The 23,870-nt window shown below is 56.6% G+C and carries 14 protein-coding genes and 2 pseudogenes; 7 read left to right on the top strand and 9 right to left on the bottom strand.

The window, feature by feature from the left end:
- Nucleotides 1-444: 444 nt before the first annotated feature.
- Nucleotides 445-2,637, bottom strand: a complete 2,193-nt coding sequence (locus tag ACSQ83_RS21220; RefSeq protein WP_436229498.1) for a CHASE3 domain-containing protein — start codon at nt 2,635-2,637, stop codon at nt 445-447.
- 351 nt (nt 2,638-2,988) lie between these two features.
- On the opposite strand from ACSQ83_RS21220, the gene ACSQ83_RS21215 reads away from it, so the two are divergent.
- Nucleotides 2,989-4,689 (top strand): phage integrase family protein, encoded by a 1,701-nt coding sequence (locus tag ACSQ83_RS21215; protein WP_436229497.1) that lies wholly within the window; start codon nt 2,989-2,991, stop codon nt 4,687-4,689.
- Between the two features lie 159 nt (nt 4,690-4,848).
- Complete coding sequence (locus ACSQ83_RS21210) at nt 4,849-5,220, top strand: MOSC domain-containing protein (protein ID WP_436229496.1); 372 nt, start codon at nt 4,849-4,851, stop codon at nt 5,218-5,220.
- Between the two features lie 475 nt (nt 5,221-5,695).
- On the opposite strand, the gene ACSQ83_RS21205 is transcribed toward ACSQ83_RS21210, so the two are convergent.
- The 3 genes and pseudogenes from ACSQ83_RS21205 to ACSQ83_RS21195 form a co-directional block, all read right to left on the bottom strand.
- Complete coding sequence (locus ACSQ83_RS21205) at nt 5,696-6,922, bottom strand: ATP-dependent Clp protease proteolytic subunit (protein WP_436229495.1); 1,227 nt, start codon at nt 6,920-6,922, stop codon at nt 5,696-5,698.
- 100 nt (nt 6,923-7,022) lie between these two features.
- The gene (locus ACSQ83_RS21200) at nt 7,023-7,649 is read right to left on the bottom strand and encodes a hypothetical protein (protein WP_436229494.1); all 627 of its coding nucleotides are present in this window, start codon (nt 7,647-7,649) and stop codon (nt 7,023-7,025) included.
- Nucleotides 7,650-8,856: 1,207 nt separating this feature from the next.
- Nucleotides 8,857-9,120, bottom strand: a pseudogene (locus ACSQ83_RS21195) (phage integrase N-terminal SAM-like domain-containing protein); the annotation flags it as partial.
- A gap of 1,103 nt (nt 9,121-10,223) precedes the next feature.
- On the opposite strand from ACSQ83_RS21195, the gene ACSQ83_RS21190 reads away from it, so the two are divergent.
- Both ACSQ83_RS21190 and ACSQ83_RS21185 read left to right on the top strand, forming a co-directional pair.
- Complete coding sequence (locus ACSQ83_RS21190) at nt 10,224-10,736, top strand: hypothetical protein (protein WP_436229493.1); 513 nt, start codon at nt 10,224-10,226, stop codon at nt 10,734-10,736.
- 15 nt (nt 10,737-10,751) lie between these two features.
- Nucleotides 10,752-11,834 carry an OmpA family protein gene (locus ACSQ83_RS21185; protein ID WP_436229492.1) on the top strand — a complete coding sequence of 361 codons (1,083 nt, stop codon included), beginning with the start codon at nt 10,752-10,754 and terminating at the stop codon, nt 11,832-11,834.
- 622 nt (nt 11,835-12,456) lie between these two features.
- Here the strand turns inward: ACSQ83_RS21185 and istB are convergent.
- From istB to ACSQ83_RS21165, 4 genes and pseudogenes are all read right to left on the bottom strand, one after another.
- Nucleotides 12,457-13,296 carry an IS21-like element helper ATPase IstB gene (gene istB / locus ACSQ83_RS21180; RefSeq protein WP_436229491.1) on the bottom strand — a complete coding sequence of 280 codons (840 nt, stop codon included), beginning with the start codon at nt 13,294-13,296 and terminating at the stop codon, nt 12,457-12,459.
- Nucleotides 13,293-14,355: pseudogene (gene istA, locus ACSQ83_RS21175) on the bottom strand (IS21 family transposase). Before istA ends, istB begins: the two are co-directional and overlap by 4 nt.
- A 408-nt stretch (nt 14,356-14,763) precedes the next feature.
- A complete protein-coding gene (locus ACSQ83_RS21170; RefSeq protein WP_436229490.1) occupies nt 14,764-15,357 on the bottom strand; it encodes a hypothetical protein in 594 nt (197 codons plus the stop codon).
- A 1,235-nt stretch (nt 15,358-16,592) separates the two neighbouring features.
- A complete protein-coding gene (locus ACSQ83_RS21165; protein WP_436229489.1) occupies nt 16,593-17,159 on the bottom strand; it encodes a papain-like cysteine protease family protein in 567 nt (188 codons plus the stop codon).
- Nucleotides 17,160-17,246: 87 nt separating this feature from the next.
- On the opposite strand from ACSQ83_RS21165, the gene ACSQ83_RS21160 reads away from it, so the two are divergent.
- Nucleotides 17,247-18,335 (top strand): hypothetical protein, encoded by a 1,089-nt coding sequence (locus tag ACSQ83_RS21160; protein WP_436229488.1) that lies wholly within the window; start codon nt 17,247-17,249, stop codon nt 18,333-18,335.
- Nucleotides 18,336-18,780: 445 nt separating this feature from the next.
- Nucleotides 18,781-18,969 (top strand): hypothetical protein, encoded by a 189-nt coding sequence (locus ACSQ83_RS21155; RefSeq protein ID WP_436229487.1) that lies wholly within the window; start codon nt 18,781-18,783, stop codon nt 18,967-18,969.
- Nucleotides 18,970-19,205: 236 nt separating this feature from the next.
- Here ACSQ83_RS21155 and ACSQ83_RS21150 read toward each other — a convergent pair whose 3' ends face one another.
- Complete coding sequence (locus ACSQ83_RS21150; protein WP_436229486.1) at nt 19,206-19,652, bottom strand: hypothetical protein; 447 nt, start codon at nt 19,650-19,652, stop codon at nt 19,206-19,208.
- 389 nt (nt 19,653-20,041) lie between these two features.
- Between ACSQ83_RS21150 and ACSQ83_RS21145 the strand changes: the two genes are divergently transcribed.
- Nucleotides 20,042-23,836 (top strand): patatin-like protein, encoded by a 3,795-nt coding sequence (locus ACSQ83_RS21145; RefSeq protein WP_436229485.1) that lies wholly within the window; start codon nt 20,042-20,044, stop codon nt 23,834-23,836.
- Nucleotides 23,837-23,870 lie beyond the last annotated feature (34 nt).

Below are 23,870 nucleotides of genomic sequence, written 5' to 3'. Positions count from 1 at the left end.
CTCCAGCGTTATGGTATTTGGTGCTGAAACACCAGCCTGCCCTTCCTAAGCCAGCAGATGAAGGCTCTGAGTTGCTAGCGGTCTTAGATAGGCCTAACAAACAGATCCAACCCCCTCAAAATGTAAGCGCTTACATTTTGAGGGGGTCGACTCGACAGTTTTCGCCTCTTCACTGCTTTGCGGACTGTAAGCCACATTCGCGGTCAGTTCAATAGGAATCACCTACCGGTTTTCCCTATGCAAGCGCGCTATCGCCAAAGCGGGAACGCCTAAGAATCGATGTCATAGTGCCGTCTGCCACCGGTCGATCGATGTTCGCGCTGCCACGTGCAGCTAAGTCACATCTCCAGCAGTTGATCGCTCAAGATTTTGTGAGCTACAAAAGAGACAGAGACAAGCAGCATAGAGTGGGTCGCCTAGTCCGGAGCGGCATCACCAATCTGCTCATGCTTGCGATGCTTCATGGGCTTCTGCGATTGCTTGCGCCAGCGTCTCGAAGTCGACTGGTTTTGTAAAGTGTTTATCGAAGCCCGCCGCGGCAGAATTTCGTCGATCTTCCGGCTGACCCCAGCCCGTGATTGCTATCAGTAACGGCCGTTTAGGCCATGATTGAGCGCGGATTTGTTGGGCGACTTGATACCCGGTTAGCTTTGGCATTCCAATATCCAGCAGTGCGATATCTGGTTGTTCGTTGGCGGCTACCCGGCTTGCCTGCTCGCCGTCATGTGCCACGCTGACTTCGCAGCCGCTTAGCCTTAAGAGTGTCGCGAGTGCTTCGGCTGCGTCTTCGTTGTCATCGGCAACAAGCACGCGTACTCCTGAGCGCTCAGCAATTAGAGTTTTCGCCGCAATCTCAGTCTCGGGCGCACTCACGACCGTATCACTTAGCGGCAAGCTGATGGTGAACACACTGCCAGCACCCAGGCCCGCGCTCGTGGCCGACACCTGACCGCCATGCAGAAAAGCGATCTGCCGACACAGCGATAAGCCTACTCCGAGGCCGTCTTTCGACAGGTCATTTGTCCGGCCTACCTGAGCGAACATCTCGAAGATGCGCTCTGTATCATCCGCGGACAACCCGATACCTTCGTCTTCGACGGATATGGCAATGTGCTGTGCTTCAACAACGATACTGAGACGAATCGTCGACCGAGGAGCCGAGTACTTGGACGCGTTGACAAGCAGATTCGCGACCGCTTGCGAGAGACGCGCTCCGTCGGCATGAAACGACGGCAGGCCTCGTGCAAATTCGGTCACCAGCATGTTGTGCCGCTTGTCGAGGATAGGGCGCACCGTCTCGGCCGCGTTCTCAGCCACGACCCGAAGATCGACGACGCCCCTCTGGAGTTCGAGTTGTCCCTTTGATATGCGAACGACATCCAGCAGATCGTCAATGATTCTCACCATCTGGCGCACCTGTCTGGTCATCAAGGCGTAGAGTTGCGTCTGCTCGCTCGACCGGTCATCGGAGCGATAAAGTACTTCGAGAGCCCCTTGAATGGCAGCAACCGGGTTGCGCAATTCATGCGACATGACAGCCAAAAATTCTCCCTTGCGCCGATCGCTGTCTCTTAACTCCTGTTCATGCCGTATTCTCATTGTTACATCGCGAAAGGCGATGACGGAACCTATTCGATGTCCTCCGGCGTCCACCATGGGTGCTACGCTACAGTCGATGCCGGTTTGGGTGCCGTCTTTTGAAATGAGAGTGACGCTATTCAGTTTAAGTTTGCGACTTGCGGTCGTTGCTCCCTCAAGTCGACAATCTACCTCATCGGGATTTTCGTTGTCGACCAGCTTCAACACTTCCTCAACATGGCAGCCAATCCCGCTCGATTCATCCCACCCTGTCAGTTGCGCTCCAACAAGGTTCAACGATCTCAGACGACCATCGGCGTCGGTTGTCGCGACGCCTTCGCCGATGCTGTCAAGCGTGACTCGCATCAGTTCCTTTTGATCATTTAACTGGTCGATCGCAGTACCGCGCGCTCGCGCGAGCCGCCTCATCCAGACGGCAAACGAGGCCGACGTGAGGATCGTAACTAAGGCTGAAAAAACCGCGATAAATATTGCAGTATTTCGAACCTTCTTCGCCGCTGCCCGACGGGTCGCGAGTTGCGCCTCAGTGGCGGCGTCCATTTCGCCGACTTTCTGACGCGCGCGTTGCATCAGCACGCGCCCTTTGTCGGTTTGAACAAGCAACTGCGCGGCACCGAATCCATTTGTGCGCCGAGCGGCGATAACCGACTCGAGTTCTGCGAGCTTCTGCTCCGTAATTTCCCGCAATGCAGCCAAAGATCGCTGTTGCGGCTGATCATCGTTTACAAGAGATGTCAGCTCATCGAGCTGCGTACCGACCTTGCTTGTAGCGTCGACGTACGGCGCAAGATACTCGTCTCGACCCGTTATCAGGTATCCGCGCTGGCCCGTCTCGGCGTCGCGCAGCAGCGAAAGCAGCCGTTCTAACCCGATATGCAAACGGTGCGACTTTGCCACTTCCGCTTCACTGCTGTACAGACGCTGCGTCCCGTAAGCCCCAGCGAATGCCGTTGCGAGCATCAAGATTGTCACAAAGCACGCGGCCCAGTTGGTCCATCTGGATGTCTTCGCTTCAAGGTTGTGAACCACGCTCGACATTGCCACCTCGTATTTTGTACGGAGTAGCTACATTATCAGCGTAAATATCGTTGGCGTGGGGAAGATCGACGTTGGTCGTGGCTGGCAACGACGAAGGCCTACGCATGCCATTCGCGCCTCTGCAATAAAACCTTTGGCTTAGAAAACTCGTTTTTCTCTGGTAAGTGACCTACTCTGTTTTATAAGCAATAGGCAGTAACCGCGCCGTGTTGAACAAGCGCTGAGTGGGCTCATAAGCCACTTTGGTATATGGTCAAACATGAAAACTGCGAAGGAAGAAGATAAATTTCAGTGCTATTAAGATAACTATCCTTATCCTAATAGCTGTTCCTTTACGCTAAACTCGTGCTTATGGAAACGCACGAACCTTTGATCTGTCCCCAATTATCGGGACAAACTATCGATCTGCCCGGTGACGACGCACTTGCCGCCTTGCGATGCTGGTATGAAGGTGTGCCCACACGTGAGGCCGTCGTTCGTTACCTTCCTCATCGGCTCACCCACGGCACATCCGCACGCGGCGTGCTCAGTGAGATTCGGCGCCAACTCGTGCGCTGCGCCCTCGCCCGCCATCGCGACGACCTTGCCAAACTCTTCGATCACCGCACAGCCGAACGCGTCAAACACGCACGGCTTGTTGCCAAAGGCATTGAGGCCCTTCGGGTCGCAACTGTGGCGATACCTTCGATCACTGACGACATCGCCCGCTGGCTGCCGCCTCGCGCTGTCCACGCGCTTCACGCTCACGGCATCACGACGCTCGCCGAACTGACGCTTCGCATTCCACGCCGCAAGCAATGGTGGACAGCCATTCCCAAGCTTGGACAAGCCAGCGCCAAACAGATTGAAGCGTTCTTTGCCGCCCACCTGGCGCTCACCGATCGCGCCCGCGCATTAATCGAGTCCACGGCGTCGCCCATCGTGGTTCCTTGGGAGAACGTGCGACTCCCGCACGAAATCGACGGATCATGTGGCGTCTTCAGAGCGCCGCGAGAAAGCTGCGCGCTCGACGCAAACAATGACTATGACGCAGTGCAAACGTGGTTGTCGCTGCACGAGTCGCCCTCGACCCAACGGGCCTATCGGAAAGAAGCCGAACGCCTGATTCTCTGGGCGATCGTCGAACGAGGCCGGGCGCTCTCGTCTTTATCCACCGAAGATGCCATTGCTTATCGCGCGTTTTTGCGCAGGCCCACGCCCCGTGATCGATGGATCGGTCCGACGCGCGCTCGTACGTCACCTCAGTGGCGGCCCTTCACGGGCAACCTGGCACCCCGCTCGGTGGCCTATTCGCTGATGGTGCTGGGCGCGCTGTACCGATGGCTGATCGAGCAACGGTATGTGTTGGCGAACCCGTTTTCTGGTGTGAAGGTGAAAGGTACGGAGCGCGCCGCGCTTGATGCGTCACACGCATTCACCGAAGGTGAATGGCAACTGTTGCGGACCATTGCCGACGGGCTCGAGTGGTCGTATGGCTGGAAACCAGCAGCGGCCCAGCGACTGCGCTTTGTGCTGGATTTCGGCTACGCCACAGGGCTGCGCGCAAGCGAGCTCGTGAACGTGTCGCTCAAAGACATCCGCACCGATGCACAGGGAGATCATTGGGTTGAACTTGTCGGCAAGGGCCAGAAAGCGGGGAAAGTCGCGCTTCCGCCTCTCGCTCGCAGGGCGCTGGAGCGCTGTCTGGTGGAGCGCGGTTTACCGGTCTCGCCCGAGCGCTGGACACCGGGGACCGCGTTGATTGCCGGCCTGAATGAAAGCGATCGCCAAGGGCTGAGCACCGTGCGGCTGTGGGCAATTATGAAACGGTTTTTTGAGACGACAGCGGCCCTTATCGAGGCGGAGAAACCGGCGTTCGCGGTAAAACTGCGACTGGCTGGGCCGCACTGGATGCGGCACACGCACGCGACCCATGCGCTTACACGCGGCGCGCAACTGACCTCAGTTCGGGATAACCTGCGTCATGCGTCTATAACGACGACGTCGACCTATTTGCACAGCGACGAGGTTGAACGCGCTCGACAGTTCCGGGATGCATTCAAGGCGGCCTAGTACGCTTCACTCAATTCCACGCCCACCCAATTTATGCCGCTCAACCCACAGTCTTCGCTCACCCGGCTCTTTAATGCGCCCGTCAAGTCAGGTGTGCTCATTTGGATCGGCGTGCGGCCCGAGCGGCGTTTGGCCATGTGCCCGGTCGACGAAGCCGTCTTGGACACGCACGTCGGGCTGGAAGGCGATCACTACAGTCGCGATGCAGGAAGACGACAAGTCACGCTCATCCAGGCTGAGAGTCTCGTGGCCATCGCAAGTCACCTTGGGCTTGAGACGGTCGCGCCAGAAATTTTCCGTCGCAATCTGGTGACGCGCGGCATCAATCTAATGGCGTTGAAAGACTGGAAGTTCCGCATCGGTGATGCGGTGCTGGAGATGACAGGCGAGTGTCATCCCTGCTCGCGCCTTGAGGAAACGCTTGGCGTTGGAGGATATAACGCCACGCGCGGTTTTGGGGGTATAACGGCGAAGGTGCTTGCGCGGGGCCGCATCGGTGTAGACGACGCCATTGTGCGTATCGACGAGTGATCCCCCAGCCGCTCGCTCGGAGTGGCGTACTCGCGCTCATCAACTTGTGTGCAGCAACGTCGAACAAAGTAGGCAATTTTTGATTTGCTGACAGGCTCAGCACTCCGCGACGCGAAAGCCCTTCTCCGCCTCTCTCTCGTCTAGCCCGACCGCATTGTCACCTCTCTGATGACAATTCGCCGCTACCGGCAGGTCCATTGTTCTGTGATGAAGATACCAGCCGACTAGACCGTTAGTAGAGTTTTTGGGCCGGCGTTGTGCCACCCGTTTCTATGATTGGACGTGATCGATCCGGAACGGTCGTTCGCACTTCTCCAAAGCGGGCATTTATGCGCGATCGATACAGAAAGTGGTTTTTGCTGATTTCGGCACACGCTTGATAAAAAGCGCTCGTAAAGAACGCGTTTTAGCAATTAACTATAGTTCGACGATTCATACAGGATACCGACATCCGATTCGTAAGTTTATCGGAAAACTACTCAGTCTTCGATTCATTTTCTTCTACCTCAAGCCAATATTCCCGTCGCGACTGCAGTGTCGTGCCGCCAGCGACTTCGTCAATCAATCCAAGTAATTGTGCGTCCCGCGGAGTGAGCAGGTGATCGCCATTGCACAATTCCCGACAAACCACAACGCAAAAAAACCAAAAAAGCTGCGCATAGGGATGTCTATCTATGGAATTATTTTCCTCGACTTTCGATGAATCACCTTTTGATTCGACACTATTTTTGAATAAAAGGCTAATGCTCTTCATTAAGGCTGTTATGCGATTAGCGTGTTTGGAATCGTTCATCGTATGAATAGCCCAAAAGCTCGCCATCATCTTTTCATAGAACGCCTCGAATGACTCAGAGTTCGATCGTTTGTCATTGGCGGCGCTTGACGCCGCCACACACAGCAAGAGTTTAAGCTGATCCTCATGACGCGAGAATTTTTCTTCAATCTGATTGCCGTCGCTGGCAAGCTTCGTAAAAAGTTTTTTTGTTCCGGTCAATAAGCCGTCTTCACCGTAGCAATTTGCTTGGGCAGCAATGCTGGTCAGCTTGCTCCATTCCGCAATAGTACGCATTACCTTCTGTACAATAACTTCACTAGCGCGAGACAGGAGTCTGTACAGAGTTATTGAAAACCCTACCATGTCAATAGCGGCCACATCCTTAGGAATTTCTGCGCGAGGCCCGAGATGCTCCGTATATCGCTTTGTAGTGACAGGGTAACGCTTACGGGAATCTTCGAATTTATCCTCTAAGCTTACGTAATTCCATACAAGCCGGTAAACAATCTCGTCGGCAAGTCTTAGGGCAAATCGTTCGTTATGTTCTTTAAGTTCAGCTGCGGTTCGGGCTGCGATTTCCGGAGTCAAATCCTCAATGCCGATGTACCGTACGTCGTGGTACAGAATCTTGGAATGCTTGAGTCCAACCGACCAATCACCGAACGCCATAAGGTTGGCCGCTGCGCTATATGCCTTACCCGTGCAGACCGTGATAATTTTCCCCACATTTCCATCTTGATTCGGACCTTTGAGTAACCCGACCAATGTTTCCAATGCTTCGAGCGAGCCGCCAGGACTATCAATGCCAACGGTGATCGGCTCTTGGCTTTCTTGTCTCAACTGGAGAATTGTTGGCGTTAGTCGCTTAACCAAATCGTCGTCAATGGGCGAGTCAACGAATATTGCCCGTTCCCAATTGATGGTCAAGTCGCGCACCTTATTTTCGTTTTTTTCCATAATTGCGAGGAACAGAGAGAGTGCCGGTCAGGAGAGCATACTAAATCATGAATTGTGAAACATATTTATACTAGGCGCTTGAGACAATCCACTCTCCAGAAAAATAAAGTAAATCGCCAAAATCGAGATCATTATGATCTAGGGAAGCTTTCGCGCATATGGCTGGCAAGTCTTTTTTAAATTGCTCATAAAGATTTGCGATTTTTCTAGGCCCGATTAACGGTGATACGTCATGCGGACGGAAACTGTTGAGCCAGGCCCGTATTTTATTTATTACGTTTAAATAGGAATTTTCGTGCGCTGCAATATCTTGTCCGGCGATATCGGAAAGATATTGCTGATAGCGATAGCGCTCGCGATCGAAAATTAATACTTTTTTTTCTTGAAGATGCTTTGCCCCATAGTGGCGAGCGCCTATGTCCAGCCCTAGCTCAAAAGGCATGTTGAAGCGCGGCAGTCCGGAGCCAGCGTCCGGTTCCGTACGTGATATGTCGTGAATTCCAAACTGACTTGCGTCTATTAGCCGTTTTATCTTTTCAAGTCTTATATCGGCAGCGTCCCGTTCTTGGAGAGCGGAGCGCGGCGTGTACCCGCATGCGAGAACGGTGAATGTAATTGCTTCCAGAATCGGCGTGTACGTTTTATCGAATGGACAATTAATGAAAACGTTGGTCTCAAAATTCGCGGGCTTTGCCATTCTGTTTGTCAATTTAAATTATATTTGTAAGCGAGATCACTTCGCCTTATTCTGAGTACGAGCGCGGGATTGTGTATGGCTTCCCTTTGACTGTGCTGTCTGCTTTATTGCTCTGTCACGAATTACTTCAAAGACTGCCGCGCGCATGACGGCCGCGTTTTGTGATGTCTTAACAGCTGGCGGCCGAATCACTTGACCGGCGGAGTTGCGAACAACAACTTTATCGGGTGAAGACAGTGAGCGGGCTTGCGCAACCGCGTCAGCCTTCGATCGAAAACTACCTGAAACGGAACTTTGATCCGACGCAGTAATGCTCCACGTCCCTCGTTGCCCCTTCACCACGTTTAACTTCGCTTTCATTTGCCCACCATGTGTCCGGCATTTTGGTTTCCAACTACAGAGCGTGCGACCTAGCAAAGACCGCAACCCACTCACTAACTCTATTAAAACACCAAAACGCTTGCTCGGTTTGCAAATCCTTTGCGCTCTCAGGCGAGGGGTTGCAGGGAGCGCTCGCGTACGGAGCCCTTTGGCTACGACGTGGATGCCAATCTCTTCTTCAGTGAAGGGAGATTGGTTTTGCGCTTTGGGAAATGGTCGCAACCAGACCCTGAACTGCCCTTCGAGCCAAGCCGATCTCTGTGTCCGTTATCCGAAGTACTACGGCCGTTCTGTGACTGCACCGATGACAGTTGATCAGGTAAAGTCGACGCTGAGGTGATCCGGACGTACGCAGCAATCGAGCAGGCTGCTGATGCTCGTAGTACGACGCGGACGAATTGGGGTTTTGTATTTCGGCGGAGTCACACTTCCCACCGGTCCAGCGCTCGAGGATCGCAAGCGCGGAGACTGCTTTTCAGAGCCATTCGGTCACATAGCGTAGTGCCCCCCAATGATGGCAGCGTGCGTGAACATTGTTTTCAGCCTTCACTTGCGCTTCGACAACAAAACAATAAGTTAACCACTTCAATGCCCTGACGAATTAACCGATCAACCATAACGTGCTTCTGATGGCGTTGACTGGCGATTTCGTTGTGTATAGCAGAGGTACCCATTCTCTGTATGCGTTCATTGCGACGCTTGGCTTCAACCGGCGGCGCGTGGGCACGCTTCACCATGAATCTGGAAGCTGAGACGCCGGTCGCTCGCCACCATGCGCTGTTTGACGCATTAGGCAGGGGTACGAAACTCAGCGGGGTGCTTCTTGACCGAGCGTGGTGCCGAAGAAGATCTTCAACCCGGTGATCGCGGCGTTTAGAGAGACTGGCGACACGCTGCGGTCAACTAGATGCAACTGGTAGCGTCGCAATTCCTCAACGGTCGCGGTGTCCGGCGAGCGTCCGAGGAAGGCTGTGAACTCGCGTACGACGCGAAGGTAGTTGGATTGCGTGGTCGGCGCGAGGCGACGCATGCGCATGTCGTCCATCATGCGCTGGCGTAACGGGCTGATAACTTCGATGGATGTCGTCATGGCTCGGCTCCTGTCGAGTAACGAGGTGGATCGCCTCATCAATCAACATAGGAAACCAAGCCGAGTACCTTCGAAAAACCACATGCTTCAAACGGAGGGCCCACTGCGCGAGCGGTTTAGTCCTTTGGCCGATCGGCGCCACATGGCGGAGCGCCCCAAAGGGGTCATTCGCCCGCGTTGATGCAGTGTGGTCAGTACCCGCTCAGGCCGAAAACTCGCCATCGAATCGCCGGCGCGAATGTTCGCAGTACTTTGCAATCCGCCGATCGCGCGGGAGGTCATCCCCGGGCACCATAGGGTCGGGTACGGCCGATCATCCGTAGGGCAGAGGTCGGCCTGGAAGCGACGTTCACCGGGAAACGCAGTTGTACATTCGAGCGTCCGTTGCATTTTAGAGGCGGCCACTGAACCCAGCAGAGCCGATGGCAGTTCATCGGCCGGAGCGGTCGTTGGCGCCGGCTTGGTTCTACGTCGGCATTGTGACGGATTGCTGACGTAGGCGGCATCGAGCAGCCAGACGGCAGCTTCCTGCATCGGTGAACTCACACTCTCGACCCTGAGCAGCCGGTCGAGTCGTTGTTGTAGCAAGGGAGGCTATCAGAGCGGAACGGTCATTCCGTACAGTCAATTGAGGGCACGTCATCAGCCTCTTTAGCCGACATTGGCGTATTGGCGTCGAGATTCGCCTAATTCGGAACCGGCGAGGCGTGTCACCTTTCCTCTTCGCAACAAGGCTGCTGAAGTAGTAGCTTTGAATCGGCGGTTCGTTTGACTTTGAACTATCGGCAGTACGGTTCTCATCGCCGAGCGGACACAACAAGATGACGGATCGACAGCAGCATTTTGCTGTTTCTGACGTTGGAAGCGAGGGCAGATAGTTTGGAGTTAAGTCCAATTCGTAGAGTAGCCAGCAGATTTCAGTTGTTCTGGTCTTGTGTGCGCTACCTAACGTTGCGGGTGGTACCGCCCTGAATATCCGGCCTCCTTAACCTATGCTTTCCTTGGCCCGAGATCGGATTGGCGGGCGCGCCCCCCAATCCCATTCGGCGAGTTGGGGCGACGCCCCGGCCGCTCGATACCCGTTGACCCGAAACGGAGGTGTCATGTCGATCAAGTACAATTTCACGCCGCGCAATACTATCGAAATCGAGTGCGGCGACGAGTTCATTGAAGTCCTTCTGCCCGGACTTCCCGCGCCGAGGGCGCCCGCGCCGGGGGCGACGACTCCCAATCCGGATCCCGATCACGGACGTGGTACACCGGTCGCAACGACGCCGATCCCGCCGCGGCCGCAGCAGAGTCCTGGCGTAATGGCCATTATCTCCGATAAGAAGCGCGGACCACTCGATTTCGACTGGACGCGGTTTGATCCTAGCGTACACGTGCACAGCCTAGAGCGCATCGACGACATGGCAGACGACGAGCTGGCGCGGTTTCTCTCGCAGGACGGATCGCAGCTCGACATCACCGCCAACGGCCTGAAAATCGTCAATGTTGGCGTGACACCCTGGAGCGGAACGACGCCGCGGCAACTTGAGAATCTACGCCGCATCGTCGAGAGCACTTCCATCGACGTGGATGCGGTGCGCCTAATCCGGCTGCCCGACGGCGATTAATGCGGTGAGCAATTAGTGGCCTCGACCGACATCTACACGACCGCGAAGGCCAACCTGCGGGACAACGTCAAGACCCTGGTTGGAATCTTCGGCGGCATCGCTGGTTTGCTTCTCGCCGGTACGCCGTTCACCGGCTACGGCGGCCTAGACCCCGCGTCGGCCACCGTCCGCTGGTCCTTAGCGACGGTCGGACTGGTCGCTGCGGTGTGGCTGGTCGGGAAGGCGATTGTGCTGCTGCTGCGCGTGCTGCAGCCCGATCTTGTCTACCAAAGCGCGCTGCGTCGGCAGGTTGACCTGGCGATCTACGATCCTGCCGACCGCGAGGAGCTCGAGGCGCTGCGTCGAGAGTTCGAGCGCCGGCACCGCAATCTGCTACGGGACGGCATGGAGTGGGTCGACGACCTCGAAACGGCGGCTAATCAAGCCTATGAGCGGTGGGCGGAAGCGGTCAATGGGCCCGACCTGACGCACCTGATCGATATTCGGCGCCAGATCTACGACAGCCTCCAGGACGACCTCGGCAACGTCAACCAGTGGGCGGCATACACCCGCCTGCGCTATCGGATCGTAAAGGGCTGCAACGAAGCCTTCGTGCTGGGCTTCGCGGCGCTGGTTGCGATCGGCGTGTTCTCTTGGGCCGTTGGACAGAAGAAGGAGGACAAGAAGGAAGTCCCGGTTGCGCAGATCTTCGTAGTCCAACCACCCCCCGCGCTGCCACCGCCGTCGCCGCCAGTGGCAGCGCTGCCGGCAGTGAATCCGATCCTGTTCGAAACCGGCAAGGCGGTGCTGTCGATCGAGGGCATAACGGAGCTCGCGAAGGTGCGCGACTACATGCGCGGCCATCCCGACATCGGCGTACTGGCCCTCGCTTACACCGACACGCGCGGCGGCCGCACGGTCAATCGGGGGCTTGCGGCCCGGCGCGCTGGGGCCGTGCGCAGCGCCCTGATCGCCGAAGGAGGAATCGCCGCATCGCGGATCTTCGTCACCGAGCTGCCCGAGACCGACCTTCCGACCCTCACCGGGCGGGCGGTCAACAGCCAGAGCAACCGCAGCGTACAACTCATGCTGCTAACCCTGCCGTCGCGCGGGCGTTGATCGATTGTCGAAGGAGCGGCGGCCGGGAAGACGCGAGGCGCATAGACCTGTTTTATTTTCCGTCGCAAGGATCCATGCGGGGTCATGCAATGCTCGTTGTGTGGTACCACCCGCCAGCACCCAAGCAATCTGACCGGAGAGGATCGATTTTTCAAGCAGAGTAATTCTCAAGCTCGATGAGGACGCGACTGTGCCGTCGGGGGCATGTTACATAAAAGGAAATACGCTCAGACCAGCAAAATGCTCAATCAGAAAGTCGGCCGATCAAACTGTTCCTCAGGCCTGAAGTAGAATCTCGAATCGATCGACTCCTTGCTGACCCAAGGAGACATCGGGATGTCTACGCTGCAGCATTCGCTGGCGGCTGACGCTGGCCGGCAGTGCGCATTCCCCCACCTCGTCGGAAAGCTGCCGTTGACTACTCCAATGTCAGCTACGTGGAACGAGCACGGAACTGGTGCTCTCGGTAGAGTCGAGTTGTGGCGCGGGAGCATTAGGTTCGGTTTGTCTGTTTCCGCCCCTTTCGTTTGGCGGTGCCCGAATATCCTTGTCAAACGCAATCTCAAGTTGATACAGCTTCGTACGCAAACGCAATTGGAAATTAATACACCTACTCATGCAGTTATTGGCTGGGTGCTACCTCCTTCGAACTGCGTTTGCGTTTGATGTCGTCCCCGTCGTGTAGGTTCGGCGGCGCAATTCTGTTGATCATCCCGGCCTGACGTTTTTCCTTTAGCCGATACGATTCACCGGAGATCGGCACGACGTGTGCGTGATGAAGCAGCCGGTCGAGCAACGCCGCAGTGAGCGTCGCGTCGTCGGCAAAGATCTGATCCCACTGACCGAACGGCAAATTACTGGTGAGGACGAGACTGCCCGTTTCGTATCGTTTGGCAATGACCTGGACGAGTAAGTTCGCTTGTTCCCGATCCATTGGCAGGTATCCCATCTCATCAATGATCAGAAGTCTGTACGGCTTCGTGATGCGCTTGATGGTTTCCTCGAACTGGTTACGCCGCAACGCGGTCGTCAATTGCATCAGGAGGTCGGCGGCGGTGATAAAGCGAACCCGGAACCCGGCCTGCGTTGCACGATATCCAAGTGCCAATGCGAGGTGAGTTTTACCCACGCCACTAGGTCCGAGCAGTACGACATTCTCCGCACGCTCCACAAAGGCTAGGCTGCTTAGCTCGAGAACTAGCGGTTTGGGTACGCCGAGTGCGAACTCGAAATCGAAATCATCAAGCGTCTTGATCGCCAGGAAGCCGGCGAGACGGGTCAGCAACCGGCGCATTCGTTCCGTGCGAGCCATCGCTTCATCTTTTAACGCGTGTTCGAGGAAGTCGAGATAGCCAAGCTCGCGCTTCGCAGCCATTTGTCCAAGGTGCGCAATCTGCGTCGGCAAATGCAGGAGGTTGAGTTGCTTACACAACACGGTCAGGCGCTCGAGCTGCGGCGTCATGCGTTCACCTCCTGCGTTCGGCTGAAGGCATCGTAGACCGACAACGGATGCTGCAGCGGTTTTTCCCATTCCGACGTTGCATACCGCGATACCGGTTTCGGTTGCTCATGCGGCGTCGCTCCAGTTCGGACCGACCGTCCCACGTACGGTGCCGGCAGCGGCAGCAAATGTGGGCGCTCTTCGAGCAATACCTCAGCTGGTACGCGTTTCGTGGTGCCATGAAGACGAACGTTGGCAACGCAGCCACCGCCTGACACGCTCATTGCAAAGGCCACAGTCCGCTGTCAACCCGGCTTGTTTAAGCATTGAGACCAACGGGACCCAGAAGCTGTAGCGCAAATAACCATTCATACGCTCGACTTTGCCTTTCGTCTTTGCACGGTATGGTTTGCAGACGCGAGGCACGAACCCGTGATGTTTAGCGAAGTCGGCGAATCCTGGATGATATCTATGCTGTTTCTTGCCATATGCATCGCGTTTCAGGATTACCGTTTTCATATTGTCATACACGATTTCTCTGGTGACGCCTCCAAACGCCTCGAATGCCCGCACGTGGCAAGCCAGCAGCGTTTCAACACGCATGTCGGTGACAAACTCCGCGTAGCTTACGCGGCTGTAGCCCAACGTGGCGACGAACGCCGCGAGCATGCCGAGCTTGTGCCCCGGCTTACGAAACTCGATCCAGTCCATCTGCATCTGTTGGCCCGGCTCGGTCTCGAATCTGACTACAGGGTCGGGACGCGCAGCGGGTCGAAGTTTCTGCAGATAGTCCTGCACCTGTCGCAATCCGCCCTTGTAGCCGCGCTCCTCAATCTCTCGCTTGAGCACCGTCGCCGGGATACAGTCTGGCTTTGCTGCTTCGACCCGGCCCTGAAGATACGACTTAAACGGCGCAAGCTTACTCACGACGGGCTCACGCACTTTGCGATGCGGAGGACCCAATGCCAGATATTTCCGAACCGTGTTGACGGCCATGCCGGTCTCTACCGCGATGTCTCGCAGGCTGTTTCCCTGACGACGCAGAATCTCGATTTCCATATACTCCTCGTAGCTGATCACGGGCCGCCCAAAAAGAGCAACCCTACAACGAGGTGTATCAATTCCTAAACGCGTTGCTGTATTAATTTACAACTGCGTGTGACATCGGCCATGAAGCGTCATTCCCCGGCACCGGCGTTCGGACACTTAGGAGTGGGTTCCGGCTAGGAAGCGGCCATTCGGTTCGCGATCATTGCGTCATCGGCAGAATCTCCACTATCCGCTCCGTATTTGATAAGGACCGCAAACATTTGGCTGCGATCGGTACGAAATCGTCCCACTCGGCGCGATGGACTACCGCAATCGAGTAGTAAGCGGCTCGTTTATGCGAGGACGCGCATACGCGGAGAGCCGATCAATAACCGCGACCGCAAACTAATCGGTAAACTTGTTCGTGCCCGACCAAAACACGCCGGACAAGCGTTGCATTTATGATGCGTGCGGCGTGTCGAAGGCGGCACGATCGCCTAATCCGGCGTCGGATCCAATGCTTGGCGTCACTCGCAACGTTGCTTTCGGAGCCCCCGGCGCAGCCGCGGCCGGGTTCGCCGCCATTTCGCCCGACACAACCTGAGTTCCGAACCCGCGCGCAATCGGCGATCGGTCAGGCAACGGATTTGTTGCTTGCTGTGTGAAGACATAATCCTTGTCTGCGCGGATCTGGATCAGCTTGTCTTGCACTGCGGACAGATCGCATTCCGTGTCGAGCATGCGGATGCGCAATTGCTCAAGCGCGCTTCTCGCCATCCGGCTCGCACTCCACTTGCTCGCGAAGTTGCCCGTCGTTGCGACCACCCCGATCACCGACGCGATCATCGAAAACAACGCTGCTAGATCGCTCCGAATAGCCTCGTCAAGATGAAATAGCGCATTGATCTTCAAGATTACGGCTGCAGCCCCGCTGAGTACCGCGGCGGTGAACATGAAGCCGTAGTACGCGAAGCTCCATGCCTTGGTCGAATATCGAGTGTCCCGGCACTCTCTGTCGATTTCTTTTGATATTTCCGAGCGGTCAATCATCATTGGAAAGGTCCTCCGCCGAAAAATGGTTACCCTTCGAAAGGGACGTCCTGCACGTGATCAGCTCGCCATCCCAATCTCAGTTGACAAGGTACGCGCCAACGCCACCGTCTGCAACTCTGCCGATTTCCCGACACGCGGTGCCCTCAGCTATATTTCGCCGCACCCCAAGAGCGTGCGCGGTGGCAAGTCGGGCAATGCGCGATCACCTTCCCAACGATGTGAAGACCATCATCGGCCGGCTGCGTTTGCTGCCTTCGATTGGTCCAACCTTTGTCGCTGGCAGGCGCGGATCAAGCATGCCATATCAACGACTACTCCCGAAATCCATGGAAGCCGGCGGGCTGGCGTCCTACAATCCTTAACAACTACAGACGATCGCCGTCCGTCACTGGCCGGCCAAAAGCCGCTATGGACCCATGTTTCGATATGGTCACTCGGGCGTCTGTTCCAGCCTCAAAATTGACATTCGGCCTTGAGTTCATCGCAAGATCGGACGAAGCGGATCGGTTTATTCGATTCGAAAGCGTACAGGGTATGTATGCATCGTCAACACAGACTATATGCGATAGTTGAGCGACAATGTTTCCCTTAGGAACGGATTTTCAGAAGCCACTCCGTGTCTTCAAAGTAGCTGAGAGCGAGCAGCCACCGTACATTGGTGGCAGACGGCCATATCGGCTAGTTCGTAAGCCGTCGCCGACGGCGCTGATTTTCGTGCTTCTCAGATAGAGTCGCGAGGAATTCTGATCTCGAAAGCTTTATTATTTTTTCTGAAGCGTCAGTCATAACGAAGATAGTCTCTCTTCCTAGTAGCCAGATCACAAGCATGTGCATCCTTGGAATCGAAAGAAGCCTCATCCTGGCAGATCCGCCCGCGACCGATTGAGCGAACCGAATGCCCTCGTGCGTCTTTCTGGCTCCGCGCCCGAAATGAACGGACGACAGCCCCAAGCGATCTTTCTCCACACTCGAAACGTCAGCGACGCTGATCGCGTGCTCTCCATTCAGGAGCAAGAATCGCCACGCAAAGAACTTCGGCTTCGACATTGCCCCGCTCGCAGAGATATCCGCGACATAAAGCGGAAACGGTCCCAATGCGTCGATAGAGGTAGCAGACGCATCAAATGCGCTCCTGCCAGCGCTAGATTTTCTCAGAACATCCGGTATCTTGCTACACAAGGCGTGGCTGGCCGCATCAGGCGCTGATTCGAAAGTGAGTTTCATGGTGGTATGTGCTAGCCGGTTAGATAGCTATTACTCCAATATCCCGTCCCTCGATAACAAGAAGTCAACGACGTCAATAACGTCGACTTTTCGCCCACGTCTGGGTCGGGGTCCGCGACTTCAATCCATACGTCACCGGCTGATCCCCCGTATATCCCGTATATAGAAACGAAGTGGCCGTGGAGCGGGTCCCAAGCGACGCGCACGCCGACCGGCCGCGAGTCATTGATTTGTTGTGTAATTTCCGCTTGGTTCAGGGCCCTATCGAGCCTGTTTGCGTTAACTCCGGCACGCTTCATCGCGAGTTCAAGTTCTGCGGGCTCATCGCACGCATATCCTGGAGAACAGCACGCGTGCCCTGGAAAGACCGCTTGAGCAAGTTGGCATTGCTGCATACCGTTGCCGTTGCGCTGGTAGAAAATTCGCATGCTCAAACTCACGGCGGCCCAACACCAGAATTCCTTCTGTTGAGTAACGAGTGGAAACTGAATTCCAACGTTTGGAGCTTGCCTTGGCGCGGCGAAACCTCCGGTGCCCAGGCTAATCGTCAAATGTGGTAGATCATCGAATGGCGGCATAAGAGGCTTCATTGGCGTCACACTTAGGAGACTTCCCTCTAATCTTCAAAGTAGCTCAACAGAGTAGAACTGCAGAGAGGGTATACCATGCTCCTGACTCGATTGGTCGCAGCCTCATCCATTTGTGCGTTGGCAGGGTGCGCGTCGCCGACAATTAACTATTCGATGCTTAAGAAAGGCGATACCTCGACGTCAGCAAGTGCTCCAAAATTTAAATTCGCGCACACTGTCATTAATATTGATGCCAAAGACTCCGGCTACACCGCTACCGCCGTTCTTGTTGACGGGGCGACCGATCCCTTCTTTACGGCCGTTGGTTCAAGCATGTTTTGGGGTGTGAAGACGCACCTGTCAATGAAGTACAAGCCCGGTACGATGCTGATGGATTCTGTCGACGTCTCGGTGGAAGACAACCGCATAAAGTACATTGACGCAGCAGCGGGTATCGTTGGCTCTTTGATAAAAGGAGGCGGCGCCCCTCCAAAGCCAGGTCCTATCCAGTTCCCTATTTCAATTCCGGTTGATCAATTTCTGTCTGCGAGTCTTCCGACTGCTTGTCAGGAATCGGACGACGTCCGCGTTTGTCAATACGATGTTCCGGCCGGATCTGCGACTCCACTGTGGCATATCTCAATCACGTTTTACCCTCCGTCGCCAGGCGCCATCTCATTCAACGAATTTACAGCCAACCACCTAGGATCGGACGAGACAGCCGTTTTTTACTCTTCATGCAGAGAGGCACTGGTGAAATTTGCGCCGATTGGCGCGCAGGCCGCATCAAATATTGATATGAATGAGATCGGCACGAGCAAGCGCGACAGGGCAATTTCTACGTTGAGTCATGCGCCCGAGCTATATCGAAATCCCGCAATGTTAAAGGTTGCAGCGAATGCCCCAAAGCCGATTCATAATCCACCGCCGGCGATGGACCCAATCATGCCGTCCAGCCCTCCGGCCTCGAGCGCATCAATGTCTATGACGGTCCGCGTGGCGGATCCGAATTTTCTCGAATCAACTATGCTGCCAGACAAAGGGACCGTTTCGTTAAGGAGCGACTGTGGCGCCGAGGTTACGAGTCAGCCTGCGGGGACTTCGAGTGGATGGGACGTGGCCGCAGACGTTATAAAGCAAGCGAAGAGCGCATATGACACGTCGCATACGAAGCCTGCCAAATAGCAAATCAGGCACAAACCAATCGATAAGCTACGCGACATAATCCAGTGGACAGGGAATCCACAGGTACGTGCGTCCGAGGTCTAGCGATGGCACGAACGATCTACTCCTCAATGGGAGATCAATTGCCAAACGCAGACCGGTGCTTGATCGGGAAATCGCGATATAGCGGAAGTATGAAGTCGTCCGTTTCTTGTCTGGTCGCGTTTCGTAGACGCGGCACCAGTTCGTTCATACTCATGCTGCCTTCCAGTACCAGGAATGCCACCAGTTGAACGCATTGGCACGTCCACTTTCGTCGGCTGACTTTTCTTCGGATGAGCGGAAGTCGATCACTTCGTCAAGGCCAAGTGTTTTGCAGCCGGACGATGTCGGCGGCGCTTGCCATCCCAGGATTGCCGCTGCGGAACATTCGACCACATTGCTGACGCACAACCCAGCGCCCCCAATGACTGCAATAGCCGAACTCTCGTCTTCCAACGCGACTACACGAACGTCCGTTGTACCTTGGAAGCCGCCCTATACGTCGCGCTGGATCGACCGGCTGCAGTGGGTCGAGAGTGTGAGTTCACCAGTGCAGGAAGCTGCCGTCCCGCTGCTCGATGCTTTCTACGTCAGCAATCCGCCGCGTTGCTGACGTGAAACCCAGGCCGCCGCAACGTCTGTTAAGGCCGACGACTCGACGCAGCCTCTCGGCGATCTACGTCCGCTTGCTGATTCAGGCGGCCGGTATCCCCCGTTATGCTTGTGCATCACTGGTCGACTCACCATCGAGACACAGGTTGTATGCTTCGATGTCCTTTACTTAATTCCGATTGTTGATTTGCCGTGGACCCGATCTCGAAAGATCTTAAATTGAATATTTGTAGCGCTTTATGCTTCAACCCCTGATCGCGTGCTATTGCCGCTTTCGGCATGCCTGGGTCCAATCTTTTCCGTTTCGTCCTCGTATCGATCGAAGAATGCCTCCATCCTCGTCACCGTATTTATCAAATCCTCGCGCGTGCCCATTCCCTCTTTGAATCTCATGATCTCGCTGTCAAGCGCACGCCATCCTTTGCGAAATTTCTGGTAATTTTGCCGCGGCTGAATAAATCCGAATGCTGTGGTTAATATCGCCGCCAAGGCCGCAAGACATTGTCCAACTGCTGGGGCGTAGCCACCGATTGCTGCCGCTCCTGCAGCAGCGACTGCGGATCCAATACCGAGGATGTAGTAAATCCCTCCATAAATCGCAACGAGCTTCCCCCAGTGGTCGCAACGTTCCTGAACGAACACGGGTACTTCGAAAGGCGCAGAAATATTATCTGGTGCGTTCATTACAAGCTCGTCGAGAGTGGCGTCGGCTTCGATAATAGGGTGGACGGGTACCGGTGTCGAGATCGATTTCGAGCCAACTTTGTTGGCCGGAGGTCGAACTCTGTCCGCATGCGTTCGTGCGTTGCGCGCAGGTTGGTGTGCAAACCCACACTGGCAAACGTTTTCCTCCTGTCCGTTCATCCGGTTGACCTAATCTCTTTTCTTGGCACCGTCGCCCTGCTTAGGCTTCTCACGCGCAAAGTTGAGCATCGACCTTAGGATTCCGATCGAAGCGCGCCTCGGGAAGCATGCCGCGAAACGGATCGCCGCATTCGGCGCACGGCATTCTATCGGACCGCACGAACGGTGCGGCGCGCCGCTCTTTTGACCCGACCGACCGGAGTCGCGCAATGAACGATGACAATCTTGAAGAATTGCGGATCGCGCTCGTCATGAATGGCGGAGTAAGTCTCGCCGTGTGGATGGGCGGTGTGACGAGCGAGATCTACCGGCTGGTGAAGGAACAGCATCCGGTGTATTCGGGTTTGCTCGCCCTCACGCATAGCGTGGCGCGCGTCGATGTCATCAGCGGAACCAGCGCGGGCGGCGTCAACGGCGCGGCGCTTTCGCTCGCTCTGCTCTACGACAGCGACTTTTTCATGCTGCGCGACGTATGGATGAAAATGGGCGCGTTTCAGGACTTGCTGCGCAATCCACTCGATAAAAATCCCGGCTCGCTTTTGCGCGGCGACGACTACTTCCTGCCCCAGATCCAAGCGGCTTTTAGCCGGCTCGCGAAGACCGATCAGGCGACCGAGGCGAGCAAGCCGTGCGGATACGCGCCGGAAGCCATGCCTATCGACCTGCGTCTCACCACGACGTTGTTGCGCGGCCGGCTCGCGTGCACTGTGGACGATCTCGGTATTCCCGTCGGCGATATGGATCATCGCGCGCGGTTTCGATTTCAGCACGCGAACGGCGTGAATCATTTCGATAACCGCACAACGCTCGTGCAATGGCTTTCGCGCGCCGCGCGCTCCACGGCGTCGTTTCCGTTCGCGTTCGAGCCTTCGAAGGTACCGCCGAGCTGCGCGCCGGACGATCTCGGCAAGCTGCTCGATGTCAACGACAAACCGATTACCGATCAACCCGCCGACATGTCACGCTGCGTGATTGACGGCGGCATTCTCGACAACAAGCCGTTTCGCGGCGCGCTGCGCTCGATCTTTGCGATGAAGACGCGACGCAGCGTGCGGCGCGTGATCGCGTATATCAATCCCGATCCGGGAAAGTCTGCGCAAGCGGTCGATCCATTCAACGCGCCGCCCGCGCAGACCGGTCCGAACGCGCCTTACATTCCGAGCCCGCCGGAGCCCGATCCGCAACTGGGCGCGGTCGTCGGTTCGAGCCTGTTCGGTATTCCGCAGTCGCAGAGCATCATCGACCAATTGAACGACGTGCAGGTGCACAACGCGCATGTGCGCACGCGCCGGAACAAGGTGCTGGATATCGTTGGGCAATTCCTAAAGTCGGCGCGCGATCCGTCCGGCAAGAACGCGCCCGATGCAGAAACCACGGCGTGCGCGCTCTTCGAACTTTATCGCAAGCGGCGCATCGCTTATACATTCGATACGTTCGTCAATGTCACGTTGCCCGCCGCCGCGCTCAAGGAAACGCGGCTCAACGATGTCGTGAGCATCATGGGCAAGAACGGCGCGCAGACCATCCGCCTGAAGTTCGGAAACGTGCCGTGGAGCGGATGGATTCCCACGCAATGGCCGACCGGCGAGGATTGGGCCGATGCGCCCGGCGAAGGGCCATGCGCGCGCAACGCACAATGGGCCTGGGGCCAACTTCCAGTGGATTTCGCGGCGAAGGTGCTGCTCAATCTGTTGCGGCTCACGCAGCGTTTGCGCGACATCGCAGGCCTCGGTAATCTGAAGTTGGATGTCAACGCGGCGCTGTCGTACAACCCGAGCAACGTGGTGCGGAACGCCGGATGGGCCGATGGCAACCGTCCGCCCAGCCGCGCATTCTCGCGCAGCGAGGAAGCGGCCGCGAAAGTCATGCGCGGGCTGTGGGAAGAAGCATATGCGTGCGTTGATGAACTCACGCGTCTACATAAGTGTGAGGATGAGCAATGGATCGGGAAAATCGGCAAACAGCTCGATGCGCTCGCCGCACAGGTATCGGGCGATACGCCCAAGCGGCCGTATCGGCTGACGCTCGAACAGGCGTGCGATGAAAACACGCTCGCGCGGCTTTTTTCGCCCGTCGACGACGCCGTACGCAACGAGACGTGCGCGAACGTCATGTATCGAATCGCTGAGACCGTGCTGCGGACGTGCCCGGTCGCGAGCGCGGCGGTGAGCACGCTGAAGGACCAGAAGCTTAACGACATCGATTCGGCTTCACACGCAGGCGTCGATGCGTTAATCGGCTTTCTCTGCGCGCCGACGAAAACCGGCGGACAAAACACGGCGACGACGGTCGTGCATCGGCTATTGCAGATCGAAGTCATCAACTTCGCGCTGAACGACCGTTCCGATCTGGAAGACGATTCGCTGATCGAACTTGTGCAGATCAGCGGCAACGGGCGCAGTCCGCTCGGCGGCATGGAAGCGGCACGCGACAAGCTGCTCGGCCTGCAACTCGCGCATTTTGCCGCATTTTACAAGAAGTCCTGGCGCGCGAACGACTGGCTATACGGCCGCTTCGATGGTTCCGAGCGACTCGTCAAGATCCTGCTTAGCCCCGAGCGGCTGTGGCGCGTTTACAGAAACAACAAGAAAGGCGCGAAGGAGGCCATCAAGTCCATCGCAGTGCGTTCGGTGAAGAGCGCGGACCTTTACGCCGAACTAGACGCGGCATGGACGGCCGAGTTCGATGCGCTCGTCGACGAAGAGTTAAGTTTCCTGGATTCGAAAGAAGGCATCTTGCCGGACATGCTGAGTGCGTGCGCGCAGGCCATCACATTGCGGCTGCATTACGGGATTCTTCAGGAGGAAATCCGCAATGTGTATGACGCGGTGATCGACGATCAGTCCAATGGCGCGGATGCCTCCGGTGTGGGCGAAGCGTGCCGCGCGCGGCTCGCGAAGGAAGCGCAGGGTGGCGCGTTTTCGCTGAACGAGAGCAGGGCCGTGTTCAGGGATGGCCTCATCGGCGGCGAAACGCTGCTGGGTCAGGCCGGTTCCGATCTCTTCACGCGCACCTTTGCGAAGACGCTCGCCACGACGCAAAAGACGCTCGCCAACGCGGGATCAAATCTCGGGCCGGTAAGCGGGCTCTTCTCCTCGGTGCGCGTGCCAATTCTTGGCTTCTTCTTCGTCGCGAACGGCCTGACGCGCCAGTCGCGCACGAGCGCCGCGCTACACGGCGCGATTCTCGCCATCGGCGCGGCCATCGTCGCCATGCAATTCCTGTGGACTCCGGCCGATTTCGCCGAAGGCCAAACGTTACCGGGCGTGCTCGTCACTGTCGGCTGGGCGCTGCTCGCGTATGGCGTGCTGATGTCCGTGTTCCAGGCGCCACGCCTGATGCTCGGAGCGTTCGTTGCGACGCTCGTCGTAGCCGCCTTGATCGCCCTGTTAGCCGGTGCGCCGGTCGCGTGGGTACTGATTGCCGCGTTCGTGCTGATGATCGCGTTCAGTGTGCGATGGCTGTGGCTGCAATGGCCGGTCGGCATTCTCGTAGTCGTCGGCGCGGGGTTGTGGGGAAGCGGTTACGGCGGCGATCTTATGCACCGTTCCGGCGACGGCTGCCGCGATCAGGTGACCGCTCAGGTGCAGAGTGCGCGCGTGCCGGGCGCCGAGTTGCAACGCGTGCAGTCAACACGCGTTGCGGCGCTGTCGGCCCCGGCCGACCCGACGAAGAAGGCTCCACCGCAAGGCAATTGTGTGAAGACAAATCCGCAGCATAGCGTGATGCTGTTCAGTCTCATCATTGCCGTGGCGATTTCGGTTGCGGTGTGGTCGGCCTCGCCGCATCCGAAGATTGCGGAGGGAAAGATCGCGCAGTGGCTTGAACGCAGAAGGAAGGAGAAGGCGGCGAAAGCAAAGGGCCGTTGTCCGTGTGGTGCCTTTGCGTTCGATGGCGCGCGCGGAGCGAAGGTGGCCGACAATCATCCTGGCAACAAGGAGGGCAACGCCGCCGCTACCGGCGCCGTCGCGGCGAACACAATGAATTCCACGCCACTCGCATGAGCGTGCATCGCGCGCGAGTTGGCCGACGGAAACC

It is taken from the genome of Caballeronia sp. LjRoot29 (genome assembly GCF_964252755.1).
Classification (GTDB): domain Bacteria; phylum Pseudomonadota; class Gammaproteobacteria; order Burkholderiales; family Burkholderiaceae; genus Caballeronia.
Note: the sequence above shows the minus strand (reverse complement) of the source record. Positions and strands in the feature narration are given on the sequence as shown.